At 68.7% G+C, this 12,114-nt stretch carries 16 protein-coding genes; 10 read left to right on the top strand and 6 right to left on the bottom strand.

Going from position 1 to position 12,114, the window contains the following annotated elements:
* Positions 1–74: 74 nt before the first annotated feature.
* The 3 genes from LC041_RS03510 to LC041_RS03500 are packed head-to-tail and all read right to left on the bottom strand — an operon-like array spanning position 75 to position 1,991.
* Positions 75–653 carry a LytR C-terminal domain-containing protein gene (locus LC041_RS03510; RefSeq protein WP_226531566.1) on the bottom strand — a complete coding sequence of 193 codons (579 nt, stop codon included), beginning with the start codon at positions 651–653 and terminating at the stop codon, positions 75–77.
* 60 nt (positions 654–713) lie between these two features.
* Positions 714–989, bottom strand: coding sequence for a DUF3263 domain-containing protein (locus LC041_RS03505; RefSeq protein ID WP_226531565.1), 276 nt, complete (start codon positions 987–989; stop codon positions 714–716).
* A gap of 9 nt (positions 990–998) precedes the next feature.
* Positions 999–1,991, bottom strand: coding sequence for a DUF2332 domain-containing protein (locus LC041_RS03500; RefSeq protein WP_226531564.1), 993 nt, complete (start codon positions 1,989–1,991; stop codon positions 999–1,001).
* A 71-nt stretch (positions 1,992–2,062) separates the two neighbouring features.
* Here LC041_RS03500 and msrB point away from each other — a divergent pair, with 71 nt between their 5' ends.
* Positions 2,063–2,467, top strand: coding sequence for a peptide-methionine (R)-S-oxide reductase MsrB (gene msrB, locus LC041_RS03495; RefSeq protein ID WP_047521486.1), 405 nt, complete (start codon positions 2,063–2,065; stop codon positions 2,465–2,467).
* On the top strand, positions 2,464–3,042 hold the full coding sequence (locus LC041_RS03490) for a nitroreductase family protein (RefSeq protein ID WP_226531563.1): 579 nt from the start codon (positions 2,464–2,466) through the stop codon (positions 3,040–3,042). Before msrB ends, LC041_RS03490 begins: the two co-directional genes overlap by 4 nt.
* A gap of 4 nt (positions 3,043–3,046) precedes the next feature.
* Here the strand turns inward: LC041_RS03490 and LC041_RS03485 are convergent, their stop codons facing one another.
* Entirely contained in the window at positions 3,047–3,958 is a 912-nt protein-coding gene (locus tag LC041_RS03485; protein WP_264188945.1) for a DMT family transporter, read from the bottom strand.
* Between the two features lie 104 nt (positions 3,959–4,062).
* On the opposite strand from LC041_RS03485, the gene LC041_RS03480 reads away from it, so the two are divergent.
* The 5 genes from LC041_RS03480 (at position 4,063) to LC041_RS03460 (ending at position 8,464) form a co-directional block, all read left to right on the top strand.
* Entirely contained in the window at positions 4,063–4,689 is a 627-nt protein-coding gene (locus LC041_RS03480) for an SOS response-associated peptidase family protein (RefSeq protein ID WP_226531561.1), read from the top strand.
* Between the two features lie 92 nt (positions 4,690–4,781).
* Entirely contained in the window at positions 4,782–5,693 is a 912-nt protein-coding gene (locus LC041_RS03475; RefSeq protein ID WP_226531560.1) for an ABC transporter ATP-binding protein, read from the top strand.
* Entirely contained in the window at positions 5,690–6,505 is an 816-nt protein-coding gene (locus tag LC041_RS03470; protein ID WP_226531559.1) for an ABC transporter permease, read from the top strand. The genes LC041_RS03475 and LC041_RS03470 overlap by 4 nt, the downstream gene beginning before the upstream one ends.
* A 10-nt stretch (positions 6,506–6,515) precedes the next feature.
* Positions 6,516–7,790 (top strand): sensor histidine kinase, encoded by a 1,275-nt coding sequence (locus tag LC041_RS03465; protein WP_226531558.1) that lies wholly within the window; start codon positions 6,516–6,518, stop codon positions 7,788–7,790.
* Complete coding sequence (locus LC041_RS03460; protein ID WP_226531557.1) at positions 7,787–8,464, top strand: response regulator transcription factor; 678 nt, start codon at positions 7,787–7,789, stop codon at positions 8,462–8,464. The genes LC041_RS03465 and LC041_RS03460 overlap by 4 nt, the downstream gene beginning before the upstream one ends.
* Positions 8,465–8,474: 10 nt before the next feature.
* Here LC041_RS03460 and LC041_RS03455 read toward each other — a convergent pair whose 3' ends face one another.
* Together LC041_RS03455 and ppk2 are read right to left on the bottom strand one after the other, a co-directional pair.
* A complete protein-coding gene (locus LC041_RS03455; protein ID WP_226531556.1) occupies positions 8,475–9,428 on the bottom strand; it encodes an aldo/keto reductase in 954 nt (317 codons plus the stop codon).
* A 25-nt stretch (positions 9,429–9,453) separates the two neighbouring features.
* A complete protein-coding gene (gene ppk2 / locus LC041_RS03450) occupies positions 9,454–10,260 on the bottom strand; it encodes a polyphosphate kinase 2 (RefSeq protein ID WP_226531796.1) in 807 nt (268 codons plus the stop codon).
* Between the two features lie 174 nt (positions 10,261–10,434).
* On the opposite strand from ppk2, the gene LC041_RS03445 reads away from it, so the two are divergent.
* From LC041_RS03445 to LC041_RS03435, 3 genes are all read left to right on the top strand, one after another.
* Entirely contained in the window at positions 10,435–10,749 is a 315-nt protein-coding gene (locus LC041_RS03445; protein ID WP_226531555.1) for a DUF7882 family protein, read from the top strand.
* A 4-nt stretch (positions 10,750–10,753) separates the two neighbouring features.
* The gene (locus tag LC041_RS03440; protein ID WP_226531554.1) at positions 10,754–11,377 is read left to right on the top strand and encodes a hypothetical protein; all 624 of its coding nucleotides are present in this window, start codon (positions 10,754–10,756) and stop codon (positions 11,375–11,377) included.
* Between the two features lie 94 nt (positions 11,378–11,471).
* On the top strand, positions 11,472–12,101 hold the full coding sequence (locus LC041_RS03435; RefSeq protein WP_226531553.1) for a hypothetical protein: 630 nt from the start codon (positions 11,472–11,474) through the stop codon (positions 12,099–12,101).
* Positions 12,102–12,114: the final 13 nt, after the last annotated feature.

Below are 12,114 nucleotides of genomic sequence, written 5' to 3'. Positions count from 1 at the left end.
GAGAGAGTGCTAACGCCATTCTGGCACTCGACACCTTCGAGTGCAAGCCGCCCGGCACGGGTCCCCTCCGCAGGTCAGGAGGCGGGCTCGTCGTCGGGCGTCTGCGGTGCAGAGGTCGACCGATCGAGACCGATCACCACGGTGAACTGCTTCTCTCCGTCTTCGGTCTGACCGGAGTAGTAGTCGCTCTGCTGGACCCTCGCGCCACCGAGGAGGTTGGCCAATCCGATCGCGGCCTCTTCGTCTTCTTCGTTGACGTAGAAGACGGTCGTCTCGGCGAAGTCCTGGCTGGAGCTGTCCCCCGCGAACACGTCGTCGGCCGCCCAGCCGTTGTTGATCAAGGTGTCGCGCATCTGCGTGTCGAGTCCCTCGTCGGGCGTCCCGTTCAGGATCATGACGGAGATCGTCGGGTCGACGATCCCCGTGTCCACCGGAGACGGGACAACGGACGGCGCAGCTTCGGGGAACAGAGAGACCCGCCCCATCACCACGAGCGAGCCGAAGATGCCGGCGATGATGAGGATGAGCGCGGCCACGAAAGACCACAGCAGCACGACCCAGCCGTTCATGCCGGGGGCTTCGGCGCGATGCGCTCCCACGCGTCCGGAGGAACGGGGAACGTCATCGAAACGATCGCGGGAGGGCTTTGACACCCCTCGATGCTAGCGGCACGTTCCTGTCAATCGCTTCCGCGGTGCGGGGACGGCGTCCCGTCATTCGGGCGTGGCCGCCCAGCCGACGAAACCGGGGGTGCGTGCGCGACGCCGTGCGGCTCGCGCATCGCGGATGCGACGGAGTCTGCGCACCAGCATCGGGTCGTACTCCAACGCGACCTCCGAGTCGATCAGACGTCCGAGGAGCTGGTAGTAGCGCGCGGCACTCATGCCGAGCTGCGAGCGGATGACCTCTTCCTTCGCCCCGTCGTGCCGGGGCCAGGTCCCTTCCAGGGCGAGGATCGCGCGATCGCGCTCCGTCAGGTCTCCGATCATGGATACAGGTTAGGACTCGTCGGCAGGGAGAGCCGCTCGCCACTCCCACCATCGCCCGAGCGGATCCGCGGCGGCGCGCACACGCCCGTCCAAGGCGACGACGAAACCCGGCCAGTCGTCTGCATCGACGGCCGGCTCCCACACGTCGAGCACCCCCGGCGGGTCGATCGTGATCCAGCGCGCATCCAGGCGGTCGATGGTCGCGACGAGCGCGGCTCTGGACGCCCGCGGGATGTGCACCAGCACTCCCGGCGTCGTGATGACGAGGGTGGCTTCCCGCGGGGCGGCGGCGGCGAGCTCCTCGATGCCGCTCAGCGCATCACCGGCGACGAGCATCGGAGGATCGGCGGCGACGATGTCGAGCGCGGCGGCCATGCGCTCATCGCGCCCCGCCTCACCCGGCCAGACCAGCCCACGCAGCCACCGACGGTCGCGCTCGTCCGCCGCGTCGAGCGGAGCCAGGTCGATTCCGGCGCGCCAGATCACCTCCGGCATCCGCAGGGGCGGCAGAGGTCCGGACACCCGGGTCTCCAACACGACCGACGACGGCCCGTCCACCGGATCCAGTGCGGCGCGCAGCTCACCGTTCTGGTCGCTGACGCGGTACGAATACCGATCCGGGTAGAGACAGAGCCCGGCCGCCGCACCGACCTCGAGCAGTGCCACCGGACCGGGTATCTCGGTGAGCACCGGAAGGAGGGCGGCGAGTCGAAGCGGTTCGTTCGTCTGCAACGACCGCCGTGCGCACTCGGTGACGATGCCGTCCGCGTGCCGCAGCACGAAGTCCCGCCACTGCGGGTATCCGGCCAGCGGCGCACCGAGCATCCGCGCGACGGCGAACACCAGCGGCGGCTGCCTCCTCGTCTCCGGGATCCGCCGGAGGACCGCTCGCACCGCGTCGTCCTCCGCGACGCCGGTCGCCCATTCGGCGTAGAGGGCACTGCGACCCGGTGCCTCGTCACGAGCGAAGCGCGCATACCGCTCCTGGAGAGCATCGGTCATCCGTCCATTCTGACTCGAAGCACCCGAGAGGTCGCTGCAGGAGGGAGAATGGAGGCGACTCAGGAGGACACATGTCGTACAGCGTGGACAAGACCGAAGACGAGTGGCGCGAGGAGCTCGGCGATGAGCGATACGCCGTGCTGCGGAAGGCCGCGACGGAACGAGCCTGGACGGGTGAGCTCCTCGACGAGGAACGCGCGGGACTCTACACCTGCGGCGCCTGCAACGCGGAGCTGTTCAAGAGCGGGACCAAGTTCGACTCCGGCTGCGGGTGGCCCAGCTTCTACGAATCGATCCGCCCCGACGCGGTCGAGCTCCTCGAGGACGACAGCTTGGGCATGGTGCGCACCGAAGTCCGCTGTGCCAACTGCGGCTCGCACCTCGGCCACGTCTTCCCGGACGGGTTCGGCACGCCGACCGGCGACCGCTACTGCATGAACTCGATCGCGATGAACTTCACCCCAGACGCCTCGTGAGTGCTCTGGACGCCGTTCGCGCGCGTCAATCCTGGTCGAAGGTCGAAGACACGGCCCCTGGTCGCGAGGAGTTGCTGACCCTGGTGGCTGCCGCAGGTCGCGTCGCCGATCATTCCTCCCTGCGACCCTGGCGGCTCATCGAGCTTCGCGGGACGGACCGCGAAGTCCTCGGCGCCGCGATCGCGAAGGCCCAGGGCGACTCCTCTCCGTCCAGCAAGCCGCTGCGCGCTCCGCTGCTGATCGCCGTCGTCGCGAGCTACCGCAAGAGCGAGAAGGTGCCGCGCTGGGAGCAGGAGGCCGTCGCCTCCGGGGTCGCACACATGCTGAGCCTGCTGCTCGATGAGGCAGGTTGGGGCGTGATCTGGCGCACAGGCCACTACACCCGCGCCAAGGCAGTGTCGAAGGCGCATGGTCTCGGCAAGAACGAAGAGCTTCTGGGCTGGCTCTACGTCGGACGCAAACCGGAGGGCAAGAAGGCGGGACGCCGCAAGATGGTGGATGCGCGGAAGTCGCTCACGCGCATGCCGACGCCGGGGTCGGTCTCCACGAAGAAGTCGAGCAAGAAGAAGAAGTAGAGCGTCAGCGGCGCCACACCCGAGGGATGGCGACGAGCACCGAGGCGACGGCGACAGCGACCATCGCGATGACCTGCCAGAGTGCGGGCCCTGCCGCGGCGGGCCAGATCAGGTCGATCACGACCGAGGTCAGGAGCTGTCCGAGCACGGAGCCCAGTCCCATCAGGAGCACCCCGGTGTGCCCGACGATGAAGGCCCCGAGGAGGATGTAGCCGGCGCCGAGGAACCCGCCGAGGTACAGCCACGGCTCGACGGGGAGGGCATCGGGCGGCCCGCGGAACACGATGCTCGCCCCGGCCGCGAGCATCAGAACCACCGTCCCCGCGACGAAACTCATCAGGGTCGCCGCGAGGGGCGAGCGCACGCGCTGAGCGAGACGTCCGTTCGTGGCCGCCTGCCAGGCGATGCCGACGCCGGCCGCGAACGGCAGCAGCAGCATCCACAGCGGCGCGGCGGAGAGCACATCCCCGGACAGGGAGATCCCGACGGCGGCGAGCGCGAGCACCCCGCCGGCCACGCGCCCCGGAGTGACCGCCACCACGCCGGCCGGCCCGAATCCGATCCGATCGAGGACGAGTCCGTGCAGTGTCTGGCCCGCGACGACGCCGACACTGAAAAGGGAGACCCCCAGCACGCCTGCTGTCAGCCCCTGCGTCGAAACCGTGAGCGCGCCGCAGGCACCACCCAGGAGCATCCAGAACGGGATGCTGCGCTCACGGACACCGCGCCACAGACGCCCCACGCCTCGGCGGGCGCTCGCCATGCAGGAGATCACCGCGACGAGGGCCAGCAGGCCGACCGAGAACGAGAGGAGACCGGCGACGATGCCGTCGTCGACGCGCACCCCGAGCACACCGTTGATCCGCGCCTGGACGGCTGTCATGATCCCGATCGCGACGGCCCCGCCGAGTGCCAGCGGAGCAGGAAGACGGCGGGATTCTGGCACCCATCGACCCTACCCGAGCACGCGTTCCCGCCCGATCGCCCTCCGACGTCGGTGCCCGGGTCTACGCTGGCGGCATGTGCGCGAGCTATGGCCTCGATCCCCGGTTCACCGATGCGGAACTCCTCGCCGCCGCCGACGACGCGGTGCTCGAAGGACTCCGGGCCTGGGCGGAGGAGAACGCCGGCGAGACGGTGCGTCCGACCGGCAAGAATCTTCGCAACCTCAACCCCCTGATCGTGCAGCCCGATGCCGCTCCGACGCTCGAACCCGCCTGGTGGGGATTCCTGGTCGGCGGCGAGCCGGCGAAGTTCCCCTCGATCAACACCCGCGCCGAGCGGCTGCGGGAACGTCCCGGCAACGCGAAGTCGCGAGGGATCGTCCCGGCGACGAGCTGGTACGAGATGCAGAAGCCGTCGCGGCAATGGAACGAGTTCATCGTCGACGACGGCACCCTCTTCGGCATGGCGGCCGTGACGCAGCGGGGTCGGGCGTCCGACGGCGAGTGGTTCACGTGCTATTCGATCGTCATGCGTCCCGCTCCCCCGCACCTCGCGGATCTCCACGACCGGATGCCATTGCTAGTCCCGACCTCCTTGAGCCACGAGTGGCTGACGGCTCCGCCCTCGAGAGACCTCATCGATGAGGCGCTCCTCGCCTCCGATGAGATGGCCGCACGCGTTCGAGCTCGGCCTCGACTCTGAACCGGATGTCCTCCGCGGGGAGGACGCCCGGTGCAGAAGACGGTACCTGCGGCGGATGCGGCGTACCGAGGATGCTCCGTAGCGTGGACGTCATGATCACAGCAGAAGGCCTCACGAAGAGGTTCGGAGACAAGACCGCCGTCGACGACGTGTCGTTCACCGTCAAGCCGGGCAGTGTCACCGGATTCCTCGGACCGAACGGCGCCGGCAAGTCCACCACCATGCGGCTGATCGTCGGACTGGACCGGCCGACGTCCGGACGCACCGCCGTCGCAGGTCGTGAGTACCGCAAGCTGCGCGCGCCGCTCACCGAGGTCGGCGTGCTGCTCGACGCGAAGGCGGTGCACACCGGACGCACCGCGCGCAATCACCTCCGGGCGATGGCGGCGACCCACGGCATCCCCTCCTCGCGCGTGGATGAGGTGATCGACCTCGCGGGCATCGGCTCCGTCGCCCGCAAGCGGGCGGGCAAGTTCTCCCTCGGGATGGGCCAGCGGCTCGGCATCGCCTCGGCCCTGCTCGGGGACCCGCACACGCTGATTCTCGACGAGCCGGTGAACGGTCTCGACCCCGAGGGGGTCCGCTGGGTACGCCAGTTCGTGCGGCATGCGGCTTCGGAGGGGCGCACCGTGCTGCTGTCGAGCCATCTGATGAGCGAGATGGCGCAGACCGCCGACCACGTCATCGTCATGGGTCGCGGTCGGGTGCTGGCGGACGCAGCTCTGTCCGATCTCGTGCGTTCCTGGACAAGGAACACCGTGCGGGTTCGTACGCCGCGACCTGCCGACCTGGCGGCTGCCGTGGGCGGCCCGGACGTGGAGATCGTGAGCTCCGCTCCCGACCTGCTCGACATCGTGGGGCTGCCCGCCGCCCGCATCGGCGATCTGGCCGCCGATCGCGGCATCCCGCTGCACGAACTCACCCCGACCACCGGTTCGCTCGAAGACGCCTACCTCGCCCTCACCGGCGACTCCGTCGAGTACCGCACGAAGGAGATCTCATGACCACGACACAGGCTCCCGCTCCCACACGGCCGCGCGTCGACACCGGTCGGCGCCTGACGTTCGTGCGCGCCCTGCGCGGCGAGTGGATCAAGCTCGCGACCCTGCGCTCGACGTGGTGGTCCATCGGCATCGCCGCCGCACTCACGATCGGGATCGCCGTGCTCATCGCTCAGGCGGTCGACATGCCGGGCTTCGAACCGATCCAGGCCGTCATCATGCCGATCCAGTTCACCATGCTGCTCGCCGGCATCATCGGCGCGATCTCGGTCACCGGAGAGTACTCCACCGGGATGATCCGCTCGACCCTGACGGCCAACCCGATCCGCGGGTCCGTTCTGGCGGCGAAGTCGATCGTGCTGGCCGTGTTCCTCTTCCTGTCGTCGCTGGTGATCTTCTCCGTCGCGGCCGCCGCCGTCTCACTCGTCGTGGCACCGCGGGACCAGAGCATCGACTGGTCGGATCCCTCGATGTCGCTTCTCCCGATCGTCGTGGCCTCGCTCTCGATGGCCGTCTTCGCACTGATCGGGGTGTCGTTCGGCTTCATCCTGCGCTCCGGCGCCGGTGCGATCGCGGCCACCGTCGGTGTGCTGTTCGTGCTGCCGATCGTGGCGAGCTTCTTCACCTTCGCCGGCGAGGCATGGGCGTGGCTCGTCGATGCAGCGAACTACCTTCCGGTGGCGGCCGCACAGAGTGCCATCCTGCCGGGTGACGGCACCCCGCTCGAAGCCCCGGTGGCCTTCCTGACTCTGGCCTGCTGGGTCGCCGGCGGCGCTCTCGTGGCCTGGGCGGTTCTGCGCACCCGCGACGCGTAGAGTCTGGTCAGTGAAGAGAACGCGAAGCCGCAGCGACTCGATCCGCGAGGACGAGGAGCTGCGGCTTCCGCGTGCGCCGGGACTCTTCCGCCGCTTCTGGGCACGACACCCCCTTCTCGCGGACGTCCTGCTCGCGCTGTTCTGCCTCCTCCTCTCGCTCGCCCCGGCCGGGCGACTCGTGGATGCGTCGATTCCCGAAGCCACAGCCATCGCGATCAACATCGCCACGCTGTCGATGGTGGCCCTCGCCTGCAGCACCCTGCTGTGGCGACGCCGGGCCCCGTTGGCCCCCTTCATCGCGGCGGTCGTCCTGGGCACCGTCGGCCTGTTCACGGGGCTGTCCGGCGGGCTGATCCTCCTGCTCGTCGCCTGTTACGGGCTGGCGGTCTACCGCTCCTCTCGAGCCGCCTGGACCTGGTATGGAATCGGCGCGGCATGGTTCGTCGGCCTCACCACGCTGCTGATGCTCACGGGGGCGATCGTGCTCCAAAGCGGGTTCGATACCGCTCTCAGCTACGTCGTGCTGGGCCTGATCGGCACGCTCGTCGGTGTCAACGTCGGAGGGCGCAAGCGTTACCTCTCCGCCGTCATCGATCGCTCCCGACAGCTCCTCGTCGAACGCGACCAGCAGGCCAGGTTGGCGGCCGCCTCCGAACGCGCACGTATCGCCCGGGAGATGCATGACATCGTGTCGCACTCGCTGACCGTGATCGTGGCGCTCTCCGAGGGCGGCGCGGCGACGGCGGATCGCGAGCAGGCGCGCAGGGCCGCGCTCTCGACGGCGGAGACCGCTCGTTCCGCACTCACCGAGATGCGGTCGATGCTGGGAGTCCTGCGGGGCGACGAGTCGCCACTCCCCCTCGCTCCGGTGCATCCGGTGCCACCACGGGACACCGTCGAAGCCGCGCAACGCGCCGGCTTTCCGGCCACTCTCACCGTGACCGGAAAGCCTGAGGTCTCGCCCGCGGTCGCGCACGCGATAGGTCGGATCGTCCAGGAGGGCGTCACCAACGCGATGCGCCATGCGCCGACCGCATCGGCGATCGCGGTGCGCGTGGCCTATGCAGCGGAGACGGCGACGATCGAGATCGTGAACGACGGCGTCACGGGCGAGGTCGGATCCGCCGGCTTCGGTGTCCGCGGGCTGTCCGAACGTGCGGCCCATGTGCACGGCACGCTGCAATCCGGCCCCGTCGGTGAGGGACGGTGGGTGCTGCAGGCTGTGCTGCCGACAGGGGAAAGCGCCCACGGCGCCGGGGTCGAGTCGAGGGAGGACGAGACATGACAGAGGCGATCAGAGTGCTCCTGGTGGACGATCAGGAACTGATCCGAGTCGGGTTCCGCATGGTGCTCGAGGCCGAGGGAGACATCGTGGTGGTCGGCGAGGCCGCGGACGGGAAAGCCGCGATCACGCAGAGCAGGATCCTTGCCCCTGATCTCGTGCTGATGGACATCCGCATGCCCGAACTCGATGGTATCGCGGCCACGGAGACGATCGTGCGCGAGCATCCGCGGACGAAGGTGCTCGTGCTGACGACCTTCGACCTCGACGAGTACGCCTTCGGCGCCATCCGCGCAGGCGCGAGCGGCTTCCTGCTGAAGGATGCGCAGCGACAGGAGATGATCTCCGCCGTGCGCGCCGTGCACCGCGGAGATGCCGCTCTCTCCCCGCGCGTCACGCGGATGCTTCTCGAGCACGTGACGCCGCAGCTGGGCTCCTCCTCCGTCCCCGGCCCTGCGTCGGCAGAGAGCGCCGCGCTCGCGTCCCTCACCGAGCGGGAGCGTGATGTGTTCCTGGCGATCGGCCGCGGCCTCACCAACGCCGAGATCGCCCAGACGCTCTACGTGGGCGAGTCCACCGTGAAGACGCATGTGGGCCGGGTGCTGACCAAGCTCGCGGCCCGCGACCGCATCCACGCGGTGATCCTGGCGCACAGACTCGGCCTCGTCGGCGACTAGCGGCGTCGCATCAGGCCGGGGAGGGGCTCCACTCCGAGACCCGGTCGAGCACGGCCACCTCTTCGGGCGAGAGTTCGAGGCGTGCCCCGGCAAGCAGGTCGGGCACCTGCTCGACGGTGCGGGCGCTCGCGATCGGCGCGACGACCGTGGGCTGCGCGCGCAGCCAGGCGAGCGACGTCGCCGCGATCGACGCGCCGTGGGCGTCGCCGATCTCTTCCAGCGCGCCGAGGATCTGCAGCCCGGCCTCGGTGGCGTACTTCGCGGCGCCCTGCGCCCGCGGAGATGCCTCGCCCGCGGCATCCGTCGAGCGGTATTTGCCGGTCAGGAACCCGCTCGCCAGCGAGTAGTAGGGAACGAGCCCGAGCTCGAACTCCTCGGCGATCGGGATGATCGTCTGCTCGACCTCGTTGCGGTGCACGAGGTTGTAGTGCGGCTGCACGGCCACCGGCACGGCGACCCCGAGACGCCGGGCGATCTCGACCCATTCACGGATCCGCTCGGCCGAGTAGTTCGAGACGGCGACGTGCCGCACCAGGCCATCCGCGACCAGCTGACCGAACGCAGCGACGGTCTCTTCCAGCGGGACGGTCTCGTCATCGAAGTGCGCGTAGTACAGATCGATCTCGTCGATGCCCAGGCGCACCAGCGATGCCTCGGCCGCCCTGCGGACATTCTCCGCGGACAGCCCTCTGAATTGCGGGTGCTGGCTCACCTTGGTCGCGACGACGACTCCGGCGGGCTTGCGGGACGCCAGCCACTCGCCGATGATCGCCTCGCTCTCCCCGCCTTCATTGCCCGCCACCCAGGAGCTGTAGGAGTCGGCCGTGTCGATGAAGTCGCCTCCCCCGTCCACGAAGGCGTCGAGCACCGCGAAGGAGGCGTCGCGATCGGCGGTCCAGCCGAACACATTGCCGCCGAGCGAGAGCGGGAGCACGTCAAGGTCACTGTTGCCGATACGAGTCATGTCGTTGACAACCGCCGACGGCGCCTCACGCATTCCCGCTCGGTGTGTGTTCCTCGTCGTGGACCTGCGATGGGCGCCTGACGAGACGTGGGTCGGGCGCATGAGCGATCAACGGATCCTTGCCGGGATAGTCGAATCGTGCAAGGACGCACCTCATCGCCTCGAGCCGTGCGCGCTTCTTGTCGTTCGCCGTGATGGCGATCCACGGTGCGGCCGACGTATCGGTGTGGGCGAACATCGCCTCGGTCGCCGCCGTGTACTGTGCCCACCGGTCGATGCCGGCGAGATCCGTCGGGGTCAGCTTCCACTGCTTCACGGGGTCCGCGCTGCGTCGCTGGAACCGCCGCCGCTGCTCCGCCTCGTCGACTGAGAACCAGAGCTTGATGAGACGGATGCCCGCTCCCACGAGCATGCGCTCGAACGAGGGCGCCGTCTGCAGGAACTCCTCGTAGTCGCCCGACGAGCAATACCCCATCACCCGCTCGACCCCGGCGCGGTTGTACCAGGAACGGTCCATCAACACGATCTCGCCACCGGACGGCAGGTGCGCGACGTAGCGCTGGAAGTACCACTGGGTACGCTCGGCATCCGTCGGCTTGTCCAGAGCGACGACTTTCGCACCGCGCGGATTGAGGTGTTCCATGAAGCGCTTGATCGCGCCGCCCTTACCTGCGGCGTCCTGGCCCTCGAACAGGATCAGCACACGTTCGGAGGTGTCCCTGACGTGGGATTGGAGCTTGAGGAGCTCGACCTGCAGCAGTCGCTTCTCGCGTTCGTAGGCCGCCGCGGAGACCTTCTCGATGCAGGGATGGCCGTGCTGCCACTCCTGCATGGCCGTGGCTGCGTCGGGTGCGCTCATGATGTGTGTGCCCTCCGACGGCCGATCCCCCGTGCACCGCACGCCACCGCGGCGTCGGTAACGTATCACCGGCCAAAGCGATATGTCAGAATACGACAGCCCGCCCCGTTCCCGACGGCGCGCGAGGATCGCGGCTATCGTTCTGGGATGGGAACGATCCAGTACGGAAACGGCGACGAGATCCACATCGAGGACCGTGCACTCGCCCATCTGAAAGTGGTCATCGCGACCAAACTCCGGCGCAACGAGAGCTTCACCCTGTCCTGGCGCCATCGTGAGGGTGAGCCCGCCGGACGCTCGACGATCTGGCTGCACCCGTCTATTCCCCTGCGTTTCACCTTCGAGGCACCTGACGCGCCTCCACTGAACCCGACCTGGATCCAGGGCCTGATGCACTCCGCGAGCTCGACGGGCGGGATCAGCCTCGTCGACGAGGTTCTCGACGTGCCGCAGGACGCGTGACGCCATGGAATCTCGCACACCGCACGTGGTCGCCCGCCGGACAGGGGACGACGCGGGCCAGAAGCGACACGACGGCGTCGGACGGCGAACACTCCTGGCGGGTGCGGCCTGGTCGGTGCCCGTGATCGCTGCCGCTGTCGGGACACCGCTTGCCGCCGCGTCGACGGGTGCGCGTGGGCGGTTCGTGATCGAGACGATGCAGGGCGGCACCTGGATCGATCCCGAGTACTACGGAGCATCGATCCAGCTGCGCAACGACGACACACAGGCCGCCTCACTACCGGTGGAGCCGATCACCAGCGGCGTCGTCGTCGTGACTTTCGCCTCGATCGATGTCGGCGCGGTGCAGCCTGCCATCATCGCGAACGCCGGTGGCAGCAGTCCCGTCGTCGGCGCGCTGCCGGCGACGGACCCGACCTGGACGGCCGGAGACGCGGTCGACAACGGCGATGGCACCATCTCCTACACCCTCGTCTTCGCTGGCTCCGTGGCCGGACAGGGTGTGACGCACGTCAGCTTCGGCATCCTCGGCTCGACTCCGCTGCATTCGGGCATCAGCGTAGAAGTCCGCGCCACCGGGGACCCGACGGACGGGACGACGAGCTCTCGCACCGCGACCTTGTTCTGACTCCCGGGGCGGGTCATCCGCTGAGCAACCGTCGGTCACCCCGTCCGGGTGAGCGGCAACATCGCCGCCGGGTCGCGGGCCGCAGAATCGGCTCATGCACAGAGGCCCTTCGGATGAGTCGACCCGCACGACTCGTGTTCTGGACGTCATCACGGTCGTTCTGCTCTCGGTGACCGCGGTCGTGACGGCCTGGTGCGGCTTCGAGGCCTCGAAGTGGGGCGGCGAGATGTCCATCGCATTCAGCCAAGCTTCCAGCGCTCGCATTCAAGCCGCTTCCGCCCAGTCCACGGCCCAGGCTGCACGCCAGTACGACCTGACGCTGTACACGGAATGGGTGCTCGCAGAAGCGGACGGGCGAGACGAGTTGGTGGCTTTCATCGAGGAACGCTTCACCGAGGAGTTCGCGGTGGCCTTCGACGCGTGGGCCGCGGAGGGGCGCGCGTCTCGTGGGCCGTTCGTGATGGAGGAATACGTCCCGCCCGGCACGCGGGAAGCCGAGGAGTTGAACGCGAGAGCGGATGCGAAGTTCGATGAGGCCCTCGCCAACAATCAGCGCGGCGACAACTATTCCCTGCTCACCGTGCTGTTCGCACTCGTCCTGTTCTTCGCCGCGATCTCTCAGCACCAGGCGGCCCCCTGGCGACGCCGGGTGTTCCTCGGCCTGAGCGGCGTCATCGTCCTGTGCGGGCTCGCCCTGCTCACGACATTCCCGATCAAGATCTGACCCGGAAGAGTCG

Origin of the sequence: Microbacterium paraoxydans, assembly GCF_020524545.1 — a bacterium.
In the GTDB taxonomy this organism is placed as follows: Bacteria; Actinomycetota; Actinomycetes; order Actinomycetales; family Microbacteriaceae; genus Microbacterium; species Microbacterium paraoxydans_C.
This window is presented reverse-complemented; position numbering and strand designations above follow the sequence as displayed.

Excerpts from the sequence above, each read along its gene's own strand:
- LC041_RS03505 (WP_226531565.1), bottom strand. The coding sequence starts at position 989 with ATGATCGGAGACCTGACGGAGCGCGATCGCGCGATCCTCGCCCTGGAA.
- LC041_RS03500 (WP_226531564.1), bottom strand. The coding sequence starts at position 1,991 with ATGACCGATGCTCTCCAGGAGCGGTATGCGCGCTTCGCTCGTGACGAG.
- msrB (WP_047521486.1), top strand. The coding sequence starts at position 2,063 with ATGTCGTACAGCGTGGACAAGACCGAAGACGAGTGGCGCGAGGAGCTC.
- LC041_RS03480 (WP_226531561.1), top strand. The coding sequence starts at position 4,063 with ATGTGCGCGAGCTATGGCCTCGATCCCCGGTTCACCGATGCGGAACTC.
- LC041_RS03475 (WP_226531560.1), top strand. The coding sequence starts at position 4,782 with ATGATCACAGCAGAAGGCCTCACGAAGAGGTTCGGAGACAAGACCGCC.
- LC041_RS03470 (WP_226531559.1), top strand. The coding sequence starts at position 5,690 with ATGACCACGACACAGGCTCCCGCTCCCACACGGCCGCGCGTCGACACC.
- LC041_RS03460 (WP_226531557.1), top strand. The coding sequence starts at position 7,787 with ATGACAGAGGCGATCAGAGTGCTCCTGGTGGACGATCAGGAACTGATC.
- LC041_RS03455 (WP_226531556.1), bottom strand. The coding sequence starts at position 9,428 with ATGACTCGTATCGGCAACAGTGACCTTGACGTGCTCCCGCTCTCGCTC.
- ppk2 (WP_226531796.1), bottom strand. The coding sequence starts at position 10,260 with ATGCAGGAGTGGCAGCACGGCCATCCCTGCATCGAGAAGGTCTCCGCG.
- LC041_RS03445 (WP_226531555.1), top strand. The coding sequence starts at position 10,435 with ATGGGAACGATCCAGTACGGAAACGGCGACGAGATCCACATCGAGGAC.
- LC041_RS03440 (WP_226531554.1), top strand. The coding sequence starts at position 10,754 with ATGGAATCTCGCACACCGCACGTGGTCGCCCGCCGGACAGGGGACGAC.
- LC041_RS03435 (WP_226531553.1), top strand. The coding sequence starts at position 11,472 with ATGCACAGAGGCCCTTCGGATGAGTCGACCCGCACGACTCGTGTTCTG.